At 72.1% G+C, this 19,705-nt stretch carries 17 protein-coding genes; 13 read left to right on the forward strand and 4 right to left on the reverse strand.

Going from position 1 to position 19,705, the window contains the following annotated elements:
- Window positions 1-59: 59 nt before the first annotated feature.
- The 4 genes from glnA to FHU34_RS09490 all read left to right on the forward strand — a co-directional run bounded on the left by glnA (window position 60) and on the right by FHU34_RS09490 (window position 3,345).
- The gene (glnA, locus tag FHU34_RS09475) at window positions 60-1,409 is read left to right on the forward strand and encodes a type I glutamate--ammonia ligase (RefSeq protein WP_088988293.1); all 1,350 of its coding nucleotides are present in this window, start codon (window positions 60-62) and stop codon (window positions 1,407-1,409) included.
- Between the two features lie 252 nt (window positions 1,410-1,661).
- Window positions 1,662-2,087: a DUF350 domain-containing protein gene (locus FHU34_RS09480; RefSeq protein WP_088988294.1), complete on the forward strand. Its 426-nt coding sequence runs from the start codon at window positions 1,662-1,664 to the stop codon at window positions 2,085-2,087.
- Window positions 2,088-2,123: 36 nt separating this feature from the next.
- Window positions 2,124-2,816: a helix-turn-helix transcriptional regulator gene (locus FHU34_RS09485; RefSeq protein WP_145779611.1), complete on the forward strand. Its 693-nt coding sequence runs from the start codon at window positions 2,124-2,126 to the stop codon at window positions 2,814-2,816.
- A gap of 151 nt (window positions 2,817-2,967) precedes the next feature.
- The gene (locus tag FHU34_RS09490; protein WP_145779612.1) at window positions 2,968-3,345 is read left to right on the forward strand and encodes a VOC family protein; all 378 of its coding nucleotides are present in this window, start codon (window positions 2,968-2,970) and stop codon (window positions 3,343-3,345) included.
- A gap of 131 nt (window positions 3,346-3,476) precedes the next feature.
- On the opposite strand, the gene FHU34_RS09495 is transcribed toward FHU34_RS09490, so the two are convergent.
- Complete coding sequence (locus FHU34_RS09495) at window positions 3,477-3,938, reverse strand: hypothetical protein (protein ID WP_145785510.1); 462 nt, start codon at window positions 3,936-3,938, stop codon at window positions 3,477-3,479.
- A gap of 182 nt (window positions 3,939-4,120) precedes the next feature.
- Here FHU34_RS09495 and FHU34_RS09500 point away from each other — a divergent pair, with 182 nt between their 5' ends.
- Entirely contained in the window at window positions 4,121-5,008 is an 888-nt protein-coding gene (locus tag FHU34_RS09500) for a Vgb family protein (RefSeq protein WP_145779613.1), read from the forward strand.
- Window positions 5,009-5,062: 54 nt separating this feature from the next.
- On the opposite strand, the gene FHU34_RS09505 is transcribed toward FHU34_RS09500, so the two are convergent.
- Window positions 5,063-6,016, reverse strand: a complete 954-nt coding sequence (locus FHU34_RS09505; RefSeq protein WP_145779614.1) for a S66 peptidase family protein — start codon at window positions 6,014-6,016, stop codon at window positions 5,063-5,065.
- Between the two features lie 90 nt (window positions 6,017-6,106).
- On the opposite strand from FHU34_RS09505, the gene FHU34_RS09510 reads away from it, so the two are divergent.
- From FHU34_RS09510 to FHU34_RS09540, 6 genes are all read left to right on the forward strand, one after another.
- Entirely contained in the window at window positions 6,107-6,874 is a 768-nt protein-coding gene (locus FHU34_RS09510) for a type 1 glutamine amidotransferase (RefSeq protein WP_145779615.1), read from the forward strand.
- The gene (locus tag FHU34_RS09515) at window positions 6,874-9,894 is read left to right on the forward strand and encodes a bifunctional [glutamine synthetase] adenylyltransferase/[glutamine synthetase]-adenylyl-L-tyrosine phosphorylase (protein WP_145779616.1); all 3,021 of its coding nucleotides are present in this window, start codon (window positions 6,874-6,876) and stop codon (window positions 9,892-9,894) included. The genes FHU34_RS09510 and FHU34_RS09515 overlap by 1 nt, the downstream gene beginning before the upstream one ends.
- On the forward strand, window positions 9,887-11,503 hold the full coding sequence (locus FHU34_RS09520; RefSeq protein WP_244311597.1) for a hypothetical protein: 1,617 nt from the start codon (window positions 9,887-9,889) through the stop codon (window positions 11,501-11,503). Before FHU34_RS09515 ends, FHU34_RS09520 begins: the two co-directional genes overlap by 8 nt.
- Window positions 11,504-11,551: 48 nt before the next feature.
- Entirely contained in the window at window positions 11,552-12,952 is a 1,401-nt protein-coding gene (gene mptB, locus FHU34_RS09525) for a polyprenol phosphomannose-dependent alpha 1,6 mannosyltransferase MptB (protein ID WP_208744953.1), read from the forward strand.
- A gap of 47 nt (window positions 12,953-12,999) precedes the next feature.
- A complete protein-coding gene (mptB, locus tag FHU34_RS09530; RefSeq protein WP_425280570.1) occupies window positions 13,000-14,460 on the forward strand; it encodes a polyprenol phosphomannose-dependent alpha 1,6 mannosyltransferase MptB in 1,461 nt (486 codons plus the stop codon).
- Between the two features lie 1,056 nt (window positions 14,461-15,516).
- Window positions 15,517-17,340 carry an IS481 family transposase gene (locus FHU34_RS09540; protein ID WP_244311598.1) on the forward strand — a complete coding sequence of 608 codons (1,824 nt, stop codon included), beginning with the start codon at window positions 15,517-15,519 and terminating at the stop codon, window positions 17,338-17,340.
- Here the strand turns inward: FHU34_RS09540 and FHU34_RS09545 are convergent.
- Both FHU34_RS09545 and FHU34_RS09550 read right to left on the reverse strand, forming a co-directional pair.
- Complete coding sequence (locus FHU34_RS09545; protein WP_145779620.1) at window positions 17,313-17,864, reverse strand: CbrC family protein; 552 nt, start codon at window positions 17,862-17,864, stop codon at window positions 17,313-17,315. The two genes, FHU34_RS09540 and FHU34_RS09545, sit on opposite strands and share 28 nt — an antisense overlap.
- A 269-nt stretch (window positions 17,865-18,133) precedes the next feature.
- Window positions 18,134-18,796: a hypothetical protein gene (locus tag FHU34_RS09550; protein ID WP_145779621.1), complete on the reverse strand. Its 663-nt coding sequence runs from the start codon at window positions 18,794-18,796 to the stop codon at window positions 18,134-18,136.
- A 106-nt stretch (window positions 18,797-18,902) separates the two neighbouring features.
- On the opposite strand from FHU34_RS09550, the gene FHU34_RS33995 reads away from it, so the two are divergent.
- Together FHU34_RS33995 and FHU34_RS34000 are read left to right on the forward strand one after the other, a co-directional pair.
- Window positions 18,903-19,235: a tyrosine-type recombinase/integrase gene (locus tag FHU34_RS33995; RefSeq protein ID WP_167524786.1), complete on the forward strand. Its 333-nt coding sequence runs from the start codon at window positions 18,903-18,905 to the stop codon at window positions 19,233-19,235.
- Window positions 19,236-19,239: 4 nt separating this feature from the next.
- Window positions 19,240-19,656 carry a tyrosine-type recombinase/integrase gene (locus tag FHU34_RS34000; protein WP_167524787.1) on the forward strand — a complete coding sequence of 139 codons (417 nt, stop codon included), beginning with the start codon at window positions 19,240-19,242 and terminating at the stop codon, window positions 19,654-19,656.
- The last annotated feature ends 49 nt before the right edge of the window (window positions 19,657-19,705 follow it).

The raw sequence follows: 19,705 nt of genomic DNA on the forward strand, positions 1-19,705 counted from the left end.
ATCAGGTCGGGTGCAGCCCGGCCAATGCGGACAAATGAGCGTCGCGAGGGGTTGGGGAAGTGGACCGTCAGCAGGAGTTCGTCCTCCGTACGCTGGAAGAGCGGGACATCCGGTTCGTCCGGCTGTGGTTCACCGACGTGCTGGGCACGCTGAAGAGCGTCTCGGTGGCGCCAGCGGAGTTGGAGGCGGCCTTCGAGGAGGGCATCGGCTTCGACGGCTCGGCGATCGAGGGCTTCGCCCGGGTCTTCGAATCGGACATGGTGGCGATGCCCGACCCGACCACCTTCCAGGTCTTCCCCTTCGAGGGCGGGGTCAGCGGCGAGAGCGCCCGGATGTTCTGCGACATCCTGCTGCCCGACGGTGGGCCGTCCTGGGCCGACCCCCGGCACGTGCTGCGCCGTGCGCTGTCGAAGGCGGCCGAGAAGGGCTTCACCTTCTACACCCACCCGGAGATCGAGTTCTTCCTGCTGGAAAACGGCCCGCAGGACGGCTCGGTGCCCACCCCGGTCGACACCGGCGGTTACTTCGAGCACACCACCCACGCCGTGGCCCGCGACTTCCGCCGTCAGGGTGTGCTGGCGCTGGAGCGCATCGGCATCTCGGTGGAGTTCAGCCACCACGAGGTCGCGCCCGGCCAGCAGGAGATCGACCTGCGCTACGCCGACGCCCTGACCACCGCCGACAACATCATGACCTTCCGGCACGTGGTGAAGGAGGTGGCGCTCTCCACCGGTGTGCAGGCCAGCTTCATGCCGAAGCCCTTCACCGACCAGCCGGGCAGCGGGATGCACACCCACCTGTCGCTGTTCGAGGGGGAGCGCAACGCCTTCCACGACAGCGGCGACCCGATGAAGCTCTCCAAGGTGGCGAAGTCGTTCATCGCCGGCCTGCTGGTGCACGCCCGGGAATACACGGCGGTCACCAACCAGTGGGTCAACTCGTACAAGCGGCTCTTCCCGCAGCACCTGCCCGACCGCATCACCGAGAGCCCGGCGTACGTCTGCTGGGGTCACCTCAACCGGTCCGCGCTGGTCCGCGTGCCCGCGTACGGCAAGCCCAACTCGGCCCGGGTCGAGGTCCGCTCGCTGGACTCGGCGACCAACCCGTACCTCGCCTTCGCGGTGCTGCTCGGCGCCGGTCTGAAGGGCATCGAGGAGGGGTACGAGCTGCCGCCCGGCGCCGAGGACGACGTCTGGTCGCTGACCAGCGCCGAGCGGCGCGCGATGGGCTACGAGGCGCTGCCGGAGAACCTGGCCGAAGCGATCGACGTGATGGCGGAGTCCGAGTTGGTCGCCGAGGTGCTCGGCGAGCACGTCTTCGACTTCTTCCTGCGCAACAAGCGGGCCGAGTGGGAGCAGTACCGCCGCGAGGTCACCCCGTACGAGCGGCAGCGCTACCTGGCGCTGTAGGGCCTGTTTCATAAGGGCGGTCGAGCCGAGGCGGAGTCCGGGCGGCGATCCGGCAAGGCGCGGTGGGGTCCGGATACCGGTGTTGTATCCGGACCCCACCGCAACGCCGCCGGTCGTCGTTCGGGCCCGCCGCAGGCCGGCCAGTTCTTATGAAACAGGCCCTGGGCGCGGGGCTGACGCGGTTGCGCCCTGCCGCTATCGTCTCGATCACCGCGCCGGTACCCCTCCGGGCGGAGAGTCGGGAGGCAGTCGGTGCTGGAGGATCTGCTCAGCGGTGCCTGGCAGAGCGTCGTGTTCGGGATCGTGGGCGTCGGGCTCATGGCGGCCGGGTTCGGGCTGGTCGACCTGCTGACCCCGGGCCGGCTGCGGGACCTGATCTGGGTCGACCGCAACGCCAACGCCGGGCTGTTGCTCGCCGCCAACCAGCTCGGCATCGCCGGGATCGTGTTCACCGCGATCCTGACCAGCTACAGCGACTTCGGCAAGGGGCTCGCCTCCACCGTGGTCTTCGGGCTGGTCGGGCTGGCCATCATGGCGCTGGCCTTCTTCGTGCTGGACCTGCTCACCCCGGGCAAGCTCGGCGAGGTCATCTGCTCGCCCGAGCCGCACCCGGCGGCCCGGGTCAGCGCCGCCACCCACTTCGGGGCCGCGCTGATCGTCTGCGCCTGCATCGCCTGAGCGCGCTCGTCGTACCCCGGCCGTAGCGTGCCGGGCATGAACCGCACGGACCGTCTCTACGCGCTGGTCGAGGAGTTGCGGGCGGTGTCGCCGCGTCCGCGCAGCGCCCGTTGGTTGGCCGCGCGTTTCGAGGTGAGCAGCCGGACCATCGAACGGGACATCGGCGCGCTCCAGGAGGCCGGGGTGCCGATCTGGGCCGAGCCGGGGCGCACCGGCGGCTACGTGCTTGACCGCGCCCGCACCCTGCCGCCGGTAAACCTCACGGCGGCCGAGGCGGTGGCGATGGCTGTCGCGCTGCACCGGCTCGCCGGCACGCCGTTCGCCGGGCCGGGCGGCACCGCCCTGCGCAAGCTGGTGGCGGTGCTGCAGCCGGCCGACGCCGTCGAGGCGCACCGTCTCGCCGGCCGCGTGCACCTGATCGGCGACGGGCCGGCGACACCCGTCCCGGCCGTCGTCGCCGACGCGGTCTCCGCGCGGCGGGTGCTGCGCATCGGGTACGCCGACCGCGACGGCACGGGCTCGCTGCGCGACGTCGAGCCGCTGGGCTACCTCGGCAACACCCGACACTGGTATCTGGTGGCCTGGTGCCGGCTGCGCGACGAGCTTCGGTGCTTCCGGACCGACCGGATCCGGAGCGTCCGGCCGCTGCCCGAGGTGGTGTCCCGGGAGTTGCGCCTGACGGACCTCGACATCCCGCACCGGCGTGTCCGCCCGCTGAGCCTGGTCTGAGGCGCGGCGGCCGGCTCGTCCAGCGTCTTCGTCGGCACGGAAACCCCGTCGGGGTGATCCGGAAACACCGACAGGACGGTGTCGCGGACGGCCCAGAGACTGCTCCGAGACGACGGCCGAACGGCCGACTCGGAAACTCTGGAGGCAGCAGATGTCCACGACGCCCATCACCTGGTTCGAGATCGGCACCGACCGGCCGGAGGAGACGGAGCGCTTCTACGGGGAGCTGTTCGGTTGGACCTTCGAGGAGCAGGGATCGGCCGACGGCGGCTCCTACCGGGTGACAGGTGCCGGCGGCGACACCGGGATCGGCGGAGCGATCCGGGCGATCGACGGGACGTCACCGAACTACGCGGTGTTCTACGCCGAGGTCACCGACGTGGCGGAGACCTGCCGGCAGGCCGAGGCGGCCGGTGGCAAGGTGCTGGTCGCCCCGCGTACGACGCCGGCCGGGCTCACCCTCGCCCACCTGCTCGACCCCGCCGGCAACCACCTCGGCCTGTTCGCGCCGCCGCCCGGCCAGAACTGACGCCGGCCCGGCTAGGCCGCGCCCGCCCGGCCGGCGGCGCGATCGACACTCAGATCGCCGATGTGGCGGTGTCCCGACTCGGGGACACCGCCACATCGGCGAAACGGGTGTTGCTCACGGGTGCCGCGGGCTCACTTGCCGGGCGTACCCGCCGGACCGCCGTGGTGGCCCCACCCGCGGTGGCCGCCGGCCCCTGGGAAGACGCCGGCCTCGACGGCCTTGGTGATGGCGTCGGCCTGCTCCTGGGTGAGCTTGCCGTCCTTGACGGCCTGGTCCAGCCGCTCCTTGAGCGCGGCCTTGCGGTCCTCGCCGGAGGGGCGCTGCGGCCGATCGGCCGGCCGGTGCTGCTCGCGGACCTTCTCCAGGGCGGCGGTCACCTTGTCGGTGGGCACGCCCAGCTCCTTGGCGAGCGCCTCGGCGAACTCGCCCTGCCGGTCGGCCTTCGCGCCGGGGGCCGGGGCGCTGCTGGCGCTCGGTGCCGGGGTGGGGGTGTCCGCGGCGAACGCGATCGTCGGGGCCGCGATCCCCACGCCGAGGACGCCGGCGGTGGCCAGGCCGGCCAGCAGGTGCTTCCTGCGGATGGTGCGGGACATGCTGTCCTCCAGAGGTTCGGTCATCCTGCGCTGTCGTCACCGACAGTGACCGGGCAGCCTGGGTGGAAGCCGTGGCGATCCTGTCAGCGGGCTGATAATCGGCGGGTGGCGGACGAAACCGGTTGTGCCGTCGCTGGCCGACCGGTCAGGGTGGGCGATCCGCCCACGGAAGGACACCGCACGTGACGACCTCCGAGATTCGGGAGATACCGCTCGTCGAACCGGGCGCCGGCCCGTACGGCATCACGGCCGGCCCCGACGGCGCGTTGTGGCTGACGCTGGTCCACGCCGGCGCGATCGCCCGCCTGGGGGTGGACGGCACGGTCCGTACCTGTCCGCTGGAGCCGGCCGGCGGTCGGCCCTTGATCATCACGGCCGGGCCGGACGACGCGCTCTGGTTCACCCGCTCCGGCGACGACCGGATCGGTCACCTCAGCGTCGACGGTGAGCAAAGCATGATCGCCCTGCCCGCCGGCACCGGGCCGGGCGGCATCGCCGCCGGAGCCGATGGCGCGCTCTGGTACGCCGGGATGACCTCCGACACGATCGGCCGGGTGGACACCGACGGCACCGTCACGGTCTTCCCGTTGCCGGTGACCGGCGGGTTCGCCTCGATGATCACCGCGGGCGCGGACCAGGCGCTCTGGTTCACCCTCCACCAGGCGAACGCGATCGGCCGCATCGACTTCGACGGTCGTACCACGCTGCACCCGCTGCCCACCGCGAACGCCGGCCCGGTCGGCATCACCCTCGGCGCCGACGGTGCCGTCTGGTTCGTGGAGATCGCCGCCGGTCAGCTCGGCCGGATCGCGCCGGACGGCGAGATCGTCGAGTTTCCCCTGCCGAACCGTGCGGCCCGTCCGCACGCCATCGTGGCCGACCCGGCGGGCGGCGCGTGGTTCACGGAGTGGGGCGCCAACCGGATCGGTCACCTCGATCCGACCGGCCGGATCGAGGGCTATGACCTGCTCACCCCCAATGCCGAACCACACGGCATCGCCCGCACCGCCGATGGCGTCTGGGCCGCCCTGGAAATCGGCGCGGTAGCCCACCTGCCCCGGCCCACCTAGGTGATCAAGAGGTTTGCGTCAAAATCCGGGCCGGACATGACGCAAACCTCTTGATCACCGGGGGAGCCGGGGGGAGACCGCAGGGGAGGCCGTCAGGGTGTTGGTGTCCGTGTTCACTGTCGCTCTGGTGCCTACCGGGACCGTCAGTTGGCCGGGGCCGTGGCCGATGGGGAGGCCGCCGAGGACCGGTACGCCCAGGTCGCCGAGGCGTTCGCCGAGCACGTCGACGATCGTGGTGTCCCAGCCGTCGCCGCAGTCGGTGAACTGCCCGACCGCCACCCCGGCCAGGCCGTCCAGCGCGCCGGCCCGACGCAGGTGGGTCAGCATCCGGTCGACCTTGTACGGGGGTTCCTGAACGTCCTCGATCAACAGCACCGCACCGGTGAGGTCGGGCAGATCCGGTGTGCCGATCGACGCGGCGATCATGCACAGGTTGCCGCCGAGCAGGGTGCCGGTGGCGTGACCCGGGACGCGGACGTCGAACGTCTCCTCGGTGGGCACCGCGCTGATCGTCACCGGCTCGGTCGTCATCAGCGCCGCGTGCAGGGACTCGGCGGAGCGCAGCGGGGTCCGCTCGTCGCGCCAGGCCGCCCCCGGGCCGTGCACCCCGGCCAGCCGGGCACCCCGCCACAACGCGAACTGCAACGCGGTGATGTCCGAGAAACCGGCCACCACCTTCGGATCGCGGCGGACGGCGGCCATGTCGATGGCGTCCACGATGCGCTGGACGCCGTACCCGCCCCGGGTGCAGATGACCCCTCGGATCTCCGGATCGGCGAAGGCGGCGTTCAGGTCGGCGGCGCGCAGATCGTCGGTGCCGGCGAGGAAGCCGTGGCGGGCGTACGCGTTCGGGGCCGGCACCGGGCGCAGACCCCAACCGACGAGCAGTTCCATGCCCCGGGCCACCCGCTCCGGCGAGGTCGGCCCAGACGGCGACACCAGCAGCACCGCGTCCCCCGGCACCAGCACGGGTGGGCGGACGGCGGCGGTGGTGTCCTCGCTGATCACAACCGCAGAGCCTAACCACCGCCACCAGCGCGGGCACGCGGCTCTGTGGCGGGGCGTGGCACGACGCGGCGTACCCGCTAGCCTCGACGGGTGGCAACCGCGCTGGTGATCGAGAACGACCCGACCGACGACGCCCGCCTGCTGGGCGAGTGGCTGACCGAGGCTGGGCTGGAACTGTGGGTGGTCCGCCCGCACGCCGGCGACGAGCTCCCCGCCGACCTGGAGGGGTACGCGGCGCTGGTGGTGCTCGGCGGCGAACAGCAGGCGTACCCGCTGCCGGACGGCTCGCCTGGCGCGCCCTGGTTCCCCGCCGTGGAGGGCCTGCTGCGCAAGGCGGTCCGGCACCGGGTGCCGACCCTGGCTGTCTGCCTGGGCGCGCAACTGCTCGCCACGGCGCACGCCGGGCTGGTCGAACGCAGTCCGTCCGGGCCGGAGATCGGCCCCGGCGTGGTCGGCCGACGCGATGCCGCCGAGGGCGACCCGCTGTTCCGGTACGTGCCGCTGATCCCGGACGTGCTCCAGTGGCACGTCGACGAGATCACCGAGCTGCCCAGGGGCGCGACCCTGCTGGCCGCGTCGACCCGCTACCCGAACCAGGCGTTCCGGCTCGGGGACCGGGCCTGGGGTCTGCAGTTCCACATCGAGTGTGACGCCGCGATGATCGCCGACTGGTCCACCGACTCGGCCCAACTGGCCGAGCTGGGCTACGACCCGGAGTTGGTGGTGGCGGCCTGCGCCTCGGTGCTGCCCGACATCGAGGAGGTCTGGCAGCCGTTCGCCGCCCGGTTCGCCGCGCTGGCCCTCGGCGAGTTGGACGACAGCGTGACGCGGCGCGGCCTGCCGCTGCTCGGGCACTGATGAGCCGGCCGACCAGGGCGCCGGGGCGGCTCGCCCGGTACGGGTTCGGCACCGCTGAGGGCGACGGCGGCGCGCGCGCCGCGGACCTCCTCGGCCCGGACGGGCTGCGGCTGTGGCGGCCGGAGGAGCAGGAGCCGACCGGCGAGCCGGCCGGGGAGTTGCTCGCCGCGCTGTCCCGGGCCGCCGACCCGGACCTGGCGCTGCGTCAACTGCACCGCATCGTCGAGGCTGAACGCCGCACCACCGAGGGCAGCGACGAATCGCTGCTGCTCGCGGAGCTGCATGCCGACCCGGGGCTGCGGCGGCGACTGATCGCCGTACTGGGCGCGTCGTCGGCGCTCGGCGACCACCTGGTGGCGAACCCCGAGCACTGCCTGACGCTGCGCACCGCACCGGACGGGCTCGCCCCGATCGCCGAGGGGCGGCTGGAACCGATTGACGGTGGCAACCCGACGGCGGCGCTGCGCTCCGCGTACCGGCTGGCGTTGCTGCGGATCGCGGCGGCGGACCTCACCGGCGGGCGCGGCCTGGAACAGACCATGGCCGCGCTCTCCGCGCTCGCCGACGCGACGCTGGCCGCCGCCTACGAGATCGCGGCCACGGAGCTGGCGGACGGCACCGAGCGACCCCGGCTCGCGGTGGTGGCGATGGGCAAGTGCGGCGGTGGCGAGCTGAACTACGTCTCCGACGTGGACGTCATCTTCGTCGCCGCCGAGGACGCCGACCTGTCCGCAGCGACCTCGGTGGCGACCCGGTTGATCTCCATCTGCGGGATGGTCGCCTGGCCGGTGGACGCCGCGCTGCGCCCCGAGGGCAACCGGGGCCCGCTGGTGCGGACCCTCGCCAGCCACCTCGCGTACTACCGCCGGTGGGCGCGCACCTGGGAGTTCCAGGCGCTGCTCAAGGCCCGTCCGGCCGCCGGTGACCTGCCGCTGGCCCAGGAATGGATCGACCAGCTCGCGCCGCTGGTGTGGCGGGCGGCCGAACGGCCCGAGGCGGTCGAGGACGTACGCGCCATGCGCCGCCGGATCATCGACCACATCCCGCCGAAGGAGCTGGAGCGCGAGATCAAGCGTGGTCCCGGAGGGCTGCGCGACATCGAGTTCGCCGTCCAGTTGCTGCAACTCGTGCACGGTCGCGGCGACGAGACGCTGCGGGAACCGGGCACCATCCCGGCGCTGCGCGCGCTCGTCGCCGGCGGCTACGTCGGTCGCGCCGACGGCGAGGCGCTCCTGCGCGGCTACCGCTTCCTGCGCAGCGTCGAGCACCGGCTGCAACTCCAGGGCCTACGTCGTACGCACACGGTGCCCACCGAGCCGGGCGCGCTGCGCTGGCTCGCCGCCGCGCTGGGTTTCACGGCCGCGCCGGGGCGCAGCGCCGTGGAGAGCTTCCGGGCCGAGTGGGTCACCCACGCCACCGAGGTACGCCGACTGCACGCCAAACTGCTCTACCGGCCACTGTTGGAGTCGGTGGCCCGGGTGCCGGCGGACGGGCTGCGGCTCACCCCCGAGGCGGCCCGGCACCGACTGGAGATCCTCGGCTTCGCCGACCCGGCCGGGGCGCTGCGGCACCTCCAGGCGCTCACCGGCGGGGTGAGTCGCACGGCGGCCATCCAGCGGACCCTGCTGCCGGTGCTGCTGAGCGAATTCGCCGACGCGCCGGAGCCGGACCGGGGGCTGCTCAACTACCGCAAAGTCTCCGACAAGCTCGGCAGCACTCCCTGGTACCTGCGGCTGCTGCGCGACGGAGGCCCGGTCGCCCGGCGGCTGGCCCGGGTCCTCTCGCTGTCCCGGTACGTGGCCGACCTGCTCGCCCGCGACCCGGAGGCGCTGCGGCTGCTGGCCGAGGAGAACGAGCTGGTCCCGCGCTCCCGGGACGTGCTCCGGGAGGGGTTCCTCGCGGCGGCGGCCCGGCACACCGACCCGGTCGAGGCGACCAGCGCGGTGCGCGCGCTACGGCGTCGGGAACTGGTCCGGGTGGCCTGCGCCGACGTGCTCTGCCACGCGGGTTCGCTCGCACCCAGCCCCACCCGACCGGACGGCGCGAACCGACCGGCTCCCGGCCTGTCCGACATCACCCAGGTCGGCACGGCACTCGCCGACGTCACCGACGCCACACTGGCCGCCGCGCTGCGCGCCGCCCAGGCCAGCCAACCCGCGCCGGAAGGGCTGCGGTTCGCGGTGATCGGCATGGGACGGCTCGGCGGGTACGAGTCGAACTACCTGTCCGACGCCGACGTGCTCTTCGTGTACGACCCGCCCGCCGGGGCCAGCGAGAGCGCCGCCAGCGCCGCCGCGCACGCGATCGCCGAGGAGCTGCGTCGGCTGCTCGGCGTGCCCGCCCCCGACCCGCCGCTGGGCGTCGACGCCGACCTGCGCCCGGAGGGCCGGCAGGGTCCACTGGTGCGCAGCCTCGCCGCGTACGCGGCGTACTACGCCCGCTGGTCGCGGGTGTGGGAGTCGCAGGCGCTACTGCGCGCCCGGTTCGTCTGCGGCGACGCGGGTCTGGGTGCCGAGTTCGAGGCGATGATCGACCCGGTGCGGTACCCGGCCGAGGGGCTGACCCGTGAGCAGGTCGTCGAGATCCGGCGGATCAAGGCCCGGGTGGAGACCGAGCGGCTGCCCCGGGGCGCCGACCCGGCCACCCACACCAAACTGGGTCGCGGCGCGCTGGCCGACGTGGAGTGGGCGGTGCAGCTCGTCCAGCTCCGGCACGCCGGTGCGAACCCGGCGCTGCGCGGCACGCGTACCCTCGACGCTCTCGCGGCGGCCGAGCGGGCCGGCCTGATCGACCCGGCGGACGCCGCCGAGATGGCCGCCGGGTGGTCCCTCGCCGCGCAGGTCCGTAATGCGTTGATGCTGGTCCGGGGTCGGGCCGGCGACCAGTTGCCCCGGCACGGGGTGGAGCTGGCCGGCGTGGTCCGGCTGCTCGGCCGCGACGATCCGGGGGAGTTCCTCGACGAGTACCTGCGCGTCGGTCGCCGCTCCCGGGCCGCTACTGAACGGGTCCTCAATGCCTGACGCGTCGCCACGCCCGTTCGGGCGGCGCACCGGCTGGATGACGGCGACCGGGGTCGCGGTGGCGCTCGCCGTCGCGTTCCTGATCGCGCCCCGGATGGGCACCGACCTCGCGGCGCAGGTGGCGCGGGCCGAGTTCGCCGACCGGTACGGTGCGACGCCGATCGACCTCGGCTGGTACGGCGGTGTCAACCAGTACGGCTACAGCCTGTTCACGGCCCGGCTGGGCGCGCTGATCGGGATGCGTCCACTGGGGGCTGTCGCCGCCGTGCTCGGCGCGTTCGCGCTGGCGTGGCTGTTCGCCCGGAACCGGGCCCGACGCCCGCTGCTGGCCGGCGTCCTCGGTGCCGTGGTCCTGGTCGGCAATCTGGCGAGCGGACGGATCACCTTCGCCGTCGGGCTGACGTTCGGGCTGCTCGCGCTCTGCGCCGTCAGCACGGAACGCCCACCACGTACCGCCCGGTTGGCGCTCGCCGCGATTTGCGCTGCCCTGGCGACGGCGGCGAGCCCGGTCGCCGGCCTGTTCACCGGGCTGGCCGGCGCGGCGTTGCTGCTGGCCGCCCTCCGGCGTGGGGACGGGCCGGGTCGCGCGCTGGCCGGCGGGTGGCGGGCGGAGGGTCCGCTGGCGGAGGGTTTCGTCCTGGCCGTGACGCCCGCTGTCACCCTCGCGCCGATCGCGTTGCTGTTCGGCAACGGGGGCACCCAGCCGTACTCGGCCGAGTCGATGCGGATCAACGTCGCGCTCGCCGTGCTGGTGGCGGTCCTGGTGCCGCGCCGCCGCCGGGTGCTGCGGGTCGGCGCGGCGCTCACCGTCCTGCTCCTGGTCGCTGCCTACTACGTGCCCAGCCCGATCGGTTCCAACGCGCTGCGCCTGCCGTTGCTCTTCGCGCTGCCCGTGCTGGCCGGGTACGCCCCGCTGCCCGGCCCGTGGCTGGCCGGGCTGCTCGCCGCGACGGTGTGGTGGCAGTCGCCGGTGATGACGAGCGACCTCACCCGGGCCGGTGCCCCGGAGAGCTCCCCGGCGTTCCACCGCCCGCTCGTCGAGGAACTGCAACGACGGCAACCCGTCGGACGGGTCGAGGTGGTGCCTCTGCGCGACCACTGGGAATCCGCGTACCTGCCACCGACAGTGCCCCTGGCCCGTGGCTGGGAACGCCAGGTCGACAGCGATCGCAACGCGCTGTTCTACGACGGCACCCTGAACGCGCAGACCTACGAGAAGTGGCTCCACGACGAGGCGGTGACCTACGTGGCGATCGCCCCGGACGCCCCCGCCGATCGGTGGGGCCGGGACGAGGCCGCGATGATCCGCGCCGGCCTGCCGTACCTGCGGGAGGTCTGGCGTGACACGACCTGGCGCCTGTACGCCGTGGCCGACCCGACACCGCTGGTCGGCGCCCCCGGCCAACTCGTCGCCAGCGACCGGGGTTCGGTCCGCCTGACCGCCGCGCCCGGCGACGTGCCGGTGCGGGTTCGCTGGTCCCGCTGGCTGTCGCTGACCGGCCCGGACGGTTGCGTACGCCCCGGCGCGGACGGGTGGACCGAGGTGCGGGTCCGCGCGGCCGGCGACTACACGATCTCCAGCGACCTGACCCCCGCCAAGCACTGCTGACGGTGCCTGCCGTCACCCCCCGAGCGCGGTGCTGGCAGCATGTCGGGCGTGTCTTCCCACCTCGCGCGCTGGACCGGCCTGGTCGGCTCGACGCTGCTCGCGCTGTCCGCGTTCCTCGGGGGAGCGTTCCCCAGTGGCCCGCTGCGCAGCACCCCGGCCAGCGTCTGGCAGGGCCCCGACGGGCCACTGGTCCTGGCCGCCTGGGTGGTCGGCACCGGCCTGCTCGCGTACGCCTGGTGGGCGCTGCGCGACGGAGTTCCGTCGACCCGGTGGGCGCTGGTTACCGTAGGGCTGTGGCTGCTGCCGCTGCTCGTCGCGCCACCGTTTGGTAGCCGGGACGTGTACGCGTACGCCTGTCAGGGCGCCAGCTTCGCCGGCGGCATCAGCCCGTACGAGCACGGTGTCTCCGCGCTGCCCTGCCCCTGGCTGGACACGGTCTCCGTCATCTGGCGGGACACCCCGGCACCGTACGGGCCGCTGTTCGTCCTCATCGCGGGCGCTGTGGTCGAGGTGACCGGATCGCTGAACGCCAGCATCGTGCTGTTCCGGGCCCTGTCCCTGGTCGGCGTGGCGATGACCGCGTGGGCGCTGCCGGTGCTGGCCCGTCGAGCCGGGGTTCCGGCCCGACGGGCGGTGTGGCTGGCGCTGGGCTGCCCACTGGTCGCCGCGCATCTGATCGGCGGTCCCCACAACGACGTGCTGATGCTCGCCGCGCTGGTCGGCGGGCTGGCGGTGGTGGCCTCGAACCCGGGCCGGCGCGGAATGCTCCTGGTCGGCGGGCTGCTCCTCGGTGTCGCCGTGGCGATCAAGGTCACCTCCGTGGTGGTGATCCCGTTCGCCGCTCTGGCGGCCACCGCAGGGCCGTACCGGATCCGGACCCTGATCCGCGACGGCGGCTGGGTGGTCGGCGGGTCCGTCGCCGCCGTCGTGGGAGTGACAGTCGCCGGCGGGCTGGACTTCGGCTGGATCGGCGGGTTGTCCCAGGGCGGCGCCGCCATCGCCTGGACCTCCCCACCCACCGCCGTCGCGCAAACCATCGGCTACCTCGCTGTGCCGTTCGGCGGTCACATCGACGCGTTGCCGGTGACGCGCGGGATCGCCGTGGTGCTGCTGGCCGTCCTGCTCGTCTGGCTCTGGTGGCGGGCCCGCACCCGTGACCCGCTGTTCTACGCCGGCCTCGCGCTCGCCGTCACCGTCGCGCTCGCACCGGTGGTACACCCCTGGTACTGGACCTGGCCGTTGTTCGTGCTGGCCGCCACCGCCCGGCGTACCCGATGGTTCGTCGTGGTCGCCCTGGTCGCCTCGTTCCTGATCCTGCCCGACGGCACTGGGTTGCCCCGGTTCACCAAGACGGTCGGGGCGCCGCTGATGACGCTGTTGGTGATCGTGGTGGTCGTCCGGTTGGTACGGTCGGCTCGGGCGACCCGTCAGCCGGTCGCCGCCGACTGAGGGAAGGTGCGCCGGTGACCGCTCCCGGCCCGCCTGGTTCGTCCGGCCTGCCTGGTTCGCTCGGCCCGGCTGCTTCGGTGGCGGATGGTTCGGTGCCGGCTGCTTCGGTGGCGGCCTCGGGTGCGCGGTACGTCGGCCTGGCCGGCGCGGTAGTGCTCGCCGTGGCCGGATACCTCGGCGGGGCGCTGCCCGACGCCCCGCTCGGCGTGACGCCGGCGTCGATCTGGCGAACCCCGGGCGGCCCTGCGACGTTGACCTGCTGGCTGGTGGGCACCGCGCTGCTGGTCGGCGCGTGGTGGTCGTTGCGCGACGGTGCCCCGTCGACCCGGTGGGCGTACGTCACCGCCAGCCTGTGGGCGCTGCCGCTGCTGTTCACACCCCCGATGGGCAGCCGGGACGTCTACTCGTACGCCTGTCAGGGTTGGACGTACGCGCACGGCGTCGACCCGTACGCGGTGGGGGTGGCGGCGGCGGGCTGTCCATGGCTGGACACCGTCGCCCCGATCTGGCGGGACACCCCGGCACCGTACGGGCCGGTGTTCGTCCTGCTCGCCGCGCTCGCGGTCGGCCTCGGTGGCGGGTTGACCGGCACGATCGTGGCGCTGCGGGTGATCGCCGTGGCGGGGCTGCTGCTGGCCGCGCTCTGCCTGCCCGGTCTGGCCCGCGCCGCCGGGGTACCGACCCGGCGGGCTGCCTGGCTGGCGCTGGCCGGGCCGCTGGTCGGCGTGCACCTCATCGCCGGGGCGCACAACGACGCCGTGATGCTGGGTCTGCTGCTCTGCGGGCTGCTGGTGGCGGTCCGGCGACCGGGTTGGCCGGCCGGGCTGCTGCTGGCCGGCGCGCTGCTCGGGCTGGCGGTCACGGTGAAGGCCACTGCCGTGGTGGTGGTGCCGTTCGCCGTGCTGGCCGGGGTGCGGCGCCCGTACCCAGTGCGGGCGCTGGTGCGCGACGGCGGCTGGCTGGCCGGAGGGCTCGTCGGCGCGGTGCTGGTCACCTCGGTGCTGTCCGGTCTCGGGTTCGGCTGGGTGCGCGGGCTGACGCACAGCGGCGACTCCGAGCAGTGGACGTCGCCACCCACCGCCGTCGGGTTCGTGGTGGACTACGCCGGCGCGTTGGTCGGCCGGGACCCGCAGGCGGTACCGGTGATCCGCGCGGTCGCCCTGCTCCTGCTCGCCGGTGTGCTGGTGGTGCTCTGGTACCGAACCTGGCGGGCGCTGCGCCGACTGAACGACGCCCGGGTGGTGGTGCGCGGCGCGGCGCTGGCGCTGGTCGCCACCGTCGTCCTGTCCCCGGTCTTCCACCCCTGGTACGCCACCTGGCCCCTCGCGCTGCTCGCGCTGACCGCCCTACGGACGACGTGGTTCGTGCTGCCCGCCGTGGCGGCGGCCTTCCTCGCCTTGCCCGACGGCACCAACCTGGCCCGCGTCACCAAAGCACCCGGCGCCCTGGCGATGACCGGGCTGCTCCTGTTGGTGCTCGTGTTGGTACTCCGACGGGCTCGGGCCTAGCCCAAGATCCGCGCAACTTCGGGGAAAGTGCTGCCTCCGGCGCTTCGGAGGCAGCACCATCCCCGAAACTGCGCGGATCTCGCGGCGGCGCGGCGCGCCGCGGTCTGGGGTGTGAGACGGGCCGGGCCGGCTCCGCGGTGAGCGGAGCCGGCCCGGCCGGTGTGCGAAGCGACTGCTCAGCAGTCGTAGTACATGGCGAACTAACCGCGCATGTCGGCTGACCTGGCGGAGTGGCGTCGATCAAGCTGCTGAGCAGGCCGTACGTCCTATATCAACTTCCATCGTTGCTCAGTGTTTCCAGGCGGCATCTGTGCCCCTCGTGTACCTCACGATCATGGGGTCGAGGTGTGTGCGAGTGGTCCTGAGGGGGGCCGGTGCGGCATCCCGTCGCGCAGGCTCCGCCCTGCCGGGCCCCGCCGACCTGGTCCAGGTGGAGCGCCCCGCCGGACGAACGACCTGGACCAGGTCGGCGCGGTCTGGTGGCCTCCGGTGTGCGACGGGTACCCGGTCGCGGCTGGGGCATCCCAGAGTCGCCGAGGGTTCGGGGCGAGTAGCCCCGGCCGCCGGAGGCTATCCCCGGGTCGTAGGGCCGGAGGCCCTACCCGCCGGAGGCACCATCCCGCCCGGCTTCCTGCAACCGTGGCGGCAGCGGCCAAACGGGGGTGAACGCATCGTCTTGCCAGCCCGGTGCCAGCGCTCGGCTGGCGGTGACGTACACCGGTCCGTAGGACGTATCCAATCGCCAATTGTCCCACTGGTCCAGGTCGTGCTCAGAGAACCGCGCCAACAGGCGGAACATGGCTGCCAGTTCGGAGTCGGTGAGCGGGCCTCCTGGATGTTCTCCCATCTCGGCAGAGTGCCATCGGTGGGCTGATATCGCCACGCTGAAGCCCCGCGTCCGCTGCACCTCGGCCGGCGCGCGAACTCCGGCGGGGCCGCCTTGAAGACGTATGGAAGGTTCTCACCGCCGCGTAGATCAGGCACTGTCCGGTCTCGGGACCTGCGTGACACATCGGTATCAGGACCTGGGTGACACTCCGCCGAGTGTTGGTGGAGATGAGCGTGATGGAGCAGCGGTATCGAGCCGTCCAGGACGTGGTTGCCGGGTCGACGGTCACGGACGTCGCCGAACGATTCGGGGTCTCCCGCCAGGCGGTGCATCGCTGGCTGACCTGGTATGAGCAGGAGGGTTTGGAAGGGCTGGCCGATCGGTCCAGCCGGCCGCGCTCTTCACCGGGGCAGACGTCGCCGGAGGTGGAGGCGCTGATTTGTGAGCTGCGCCGGAACCATCCCCGTTGGGGTGCCCGTCGCCTGGTCTATGAGCTTGGCCGACGTGACTGTCCCGGTCCGATTCCGTCGCGGATCACGGTGCATCGGGTGCTGATCCGACATGGCCTGATCGATCCGGCACCCCGCCGCCGGCGCCGAGAGGACTACCGGAGGTGGGAACGGGGCCGGCCTATGGAGTTGTGGCAAATGGACATCGTCGGTGGCATCCAACTGGCTGACGGTGGTGAGGCGAAGGTCGTGACCGGCGTTGACGACCATTCCCGGTTCTGCGTCATCGCTGCCGTGGTCCGCCGGGCCACCGGCCGGGCCGTGTGTCTCGCCTTCGCCGAGGCTCTACAACGGTTCGGGGTGCCCGACGAGGTGCTCACGGACAACGGCAAGCAGTTCACTGCCCGGTTCGGTCGAGGTGGCGGGGAGGTGATGTTCGACCGGATCTGCCGGGAGAACGGCATCACCCACCGGCTGACCAAGCCCCGCTCACCCACCACCACGGGCAAGGTCGAGCGGTTCCACCAGACCCTGCAACGCGAACTCCTCGACGACGTCGAAGTCTGGGCCAACCCGGAGGAAGCTCAAGCAGCCATCGACGTGTTCCGGCACGAATACAACAACGAACGACCCCACCAGTCCCTCGGGATGGCGGTCCCGGCCGACCGGTTCACCACCCAGCCCGCCGAGGAGCAGATCCCCCTGCGGCTGCCGCCACCGCTGACCACCATCCCCGCACCCCGAACGCCGCCGCTTGCGCCACTGCCGACGTCTCCATCAGCCGCCAGATCGGCCACCGCCGCAGCAGCACCATCGGCAACCGGCGACGACGTCGGCCTAGCCGTGGAGGTCACCCGCCTCGTTCCCGCCTCGGGCAACCTCACCGTCTGCGGACAACAGTTCTGGCTCAGCCCCACCCGAGCCGGACTACCGGTCACCCTCTGGGCCGACACCACCGTCGTTCACCTGCTCATCGACGGCGTCCGCCTCAAGACCGTCCCGTCCCGGCTCACCCCCAATCACCTGCGGCAACTCCGCGCCGACAACGGTCAGCCCGCCGGGCCACCACCGATCACCACCGGCACCGTCCGATCCGGCGCCCCGATCGAGGTCGAACGGCTCGTCAACGCCACCGGCCTGATCAGCCTCGCCGGCCGACAGCATCCCGTCGGCTACCACTTCGCCGGCAGGCGCGTCACCGTCCGACTCGACCGCGGCCTCCTGCAGATCACCGCCGACGGCGTCCTGCTGCGCAGCCTGCCCAACCCCCTCACCGCCGCCGAGGCCGCCAGCATCCGCGACGCCCGCCCCGCTGGACCACCACCCACCCCGAACCCGCAACCCGTGCGGGTCGAACGCCGCGTCAGCTGCCGAGGAGCCCTGGTCATCGCGGGCCAACGCATCCACGTCGGCATCGCCCACGCTGGCCGAACGCTCACCGTCGAAGCCGCCGACACCACCCTCCGCGTCTACGACGGCGACCAGCTCCTCACCGAAGTCCCGCGCACCACCGTCAAACCGATCGCCCGGTTCAAGGTCCGTAAGCCGGAGCCCCCGCGACAGCAAACAGACGGTCAGGTCGAGTCGGAGTACGCGAGGTGACTACCACAGTGCCGGCAGCGAAAGAGATAGGCGGTGACCGGGCCCTCCTTGCTCAGCGCTTGCAGATACCAGTCCTTGTCATCGGCCGACCAACCAGACCCGGCCAACTCCAGCCGCAGGTGTTCCAGCGCGTCAGGAAAGGCAGCCAACTCGTTCGCCCCGACCAAGCCATGGAACTCCGCCGCGTCGCGGCAATGGTGCATCCACTGCTCCTGCTGCCACCCCAGAAAGCCGGGCGTCCGGCGGAGAACCACCTCGGTCACGTCGGCAGGCACGTCGTCCGGAACCCGCCAGCTCTTGTCGGTGAACTGCGCGTCGAACATCCCAGCCGCCCGGCCGTCCGCGATGCACCAAGGGCACAGCGCCCTGGCCAACTCTTCCACCGCGAAGACCGGGCCGACATACGTGAACGGCCGCCGCCGTCGGCAACACGCGCACACCACCTCAGCAGCCACGATCGAACCCGTCCCCACCGGATCCGGGTGATAAGCAAACTGCGGAAGACGTTCCTCGTCAGCCAGCACCCGCCGATCCTAGGACGTCACGAGCGGCCACCCGAGCCCTAAACAGCTACCCTGAAGCGAAGATCGTCTAGCCGGACGTGTCACCTACGTCCCGAGACTGATCTGTCACGCAGGTCCTGAGACCCGACAGCGTAGATCAGGCACTGTGTCCCGTCACGGGAGATGCTAGACAGTGGCGTCCCACCAGATGCTTGACAGCGTTTGGTCGCAGCTCTCACCTACCGTGACAGGACCGCCATCGCGGCAAGATCGTGCGGGTGGAGTTGGGTCTACGCCGCCGTGGTCGGGTAGCCGTACTCCTCTGCCTTCTCGCGAAGGTCGGCCAGTTCAGCTTCAGGATTGAGCGCGCGGACGGCTGCATCGGTCAGCGGACGGAGCGCAACGAAGTGTTCAACGGCAGCGGGATCTAGGTCGATCTCGTAGACATCCTTGGCGTGCTCAATGTACTCCGAGACGATGTCATTGCAGAGAATGTCGAGCAGCCATGAGCCGTCTGGGTCGACCTCATCGTCGTCTGCAGGTGAAAAGTCGATGTCGTTGCCAGCATGCCACCGCTCGTCGATGGTCCGCCGCCACAGGACGAAGGTGGCGTCAAGGGTGCCGTCCTGCCGGCAGAACGCCGGCTCGTGTACCTGTGCCTGGAACTGCTCCGGCAGTCCGCCGAGGAGACCCGGCCACAGCCGCCCGTCGGTGTAGGTGAACATCGACGACTCGTGGTAGATGCCCCGAATGAACACGCCATCGGCGGTGAAAACGACGTTGTACTCCTCGCCGCTGCCGTTGCGCATCGACGCTGCTTCGTCCTCGCCCCATTCGCGGTCGTAGGCGTAGTAGTCTCCCCCGACGATCGCGTCGAGCATCGCCAGGGCTTTGCAGCGCTCGCGCAACACGTCGATGGAGGGCAGCTGTGCGGCGATGTCGTAGACGGTCACGCCGGGAGCCTACGGCCCGAGGATGAGCCGGCGCTGCATGCCGCTACGCCGCCCGGCAACCAGTGAAGCCAGAAGTCAGCGGCATCCCAACCTCCCTCACGCCGAGTTGCAGCAATTGCGGGACCGGCCGATCTCGGCCAGCCCGTGCGACAAGGGCATCCGGCTTCCGCCGGTCGGCCGGGGGAGCCGGGTCCTTCCCACGGCGCAGCAGGTGCACGACCTGGCGCGTCTGCTGCCGGCACGGTTGGCCGCGACGGTCTATCTCGCGGCCGGCTGCGGGCTGCGCCTGGGTGAAATCCTCGGCATGGAGGTGGACGACATCGACTTCGACGTGCGGGAGGTGCACGTCCGAGGCCAACTCAAGGTACTCAAGGGCCGTCAGCCGTTCCTCGGACCGGTCAAGACCAGCACCAGCGCCCGCACCCGTCGAGCTGCCTGATGTCGTGGCGGTGGCGCTGCGTCAGCACCTGGCCGACGGGTGCGACGCGGTCGAGGTCGACGACGACGCGGACCGTCGCCGGCCGGTCCGCCGGGCCGCACGCCTGCTGTTCAAGGGTGTCGGCGGCGAGCCCGTCAACGCGGCGACCTTCTCGCGGACGTGGGCGAGCGCCCGGGAAGCGGTCGGCCTGCCGGCGCGGTGGGGGATCCACGGACTGCGGCACTACTACGCAACAGTCCTGATCCACGCGGGGGCATCGGTGAAGACGGTGCAGCTCGCGTTGGGCCACAGCACGCCGACCGTCACGCTCAACACCTACGTCCACGAGTGGCCGGACGTGCTCGACCGGACCCGGCTGCTCATCGACGGTGCGCTCGGCCAACACGAAACGGCGGCCACGCCGGCTGTGAGCCGGGCATGACCGCCGTCCGTGAGGTTGTACCCAACCTGTACCCAAGATCAGTAGTGAT

The organism is Micromonospora taraxaci (assembly GCF_007830095.1).
GTDB classification, from domain to species: domain Bacteria; phylum Actinomycetota; class Actinomycetes; order Mycobacteriales; family Micromonosporaceae; genus Micromonospora; species Micromonospora taraxaci.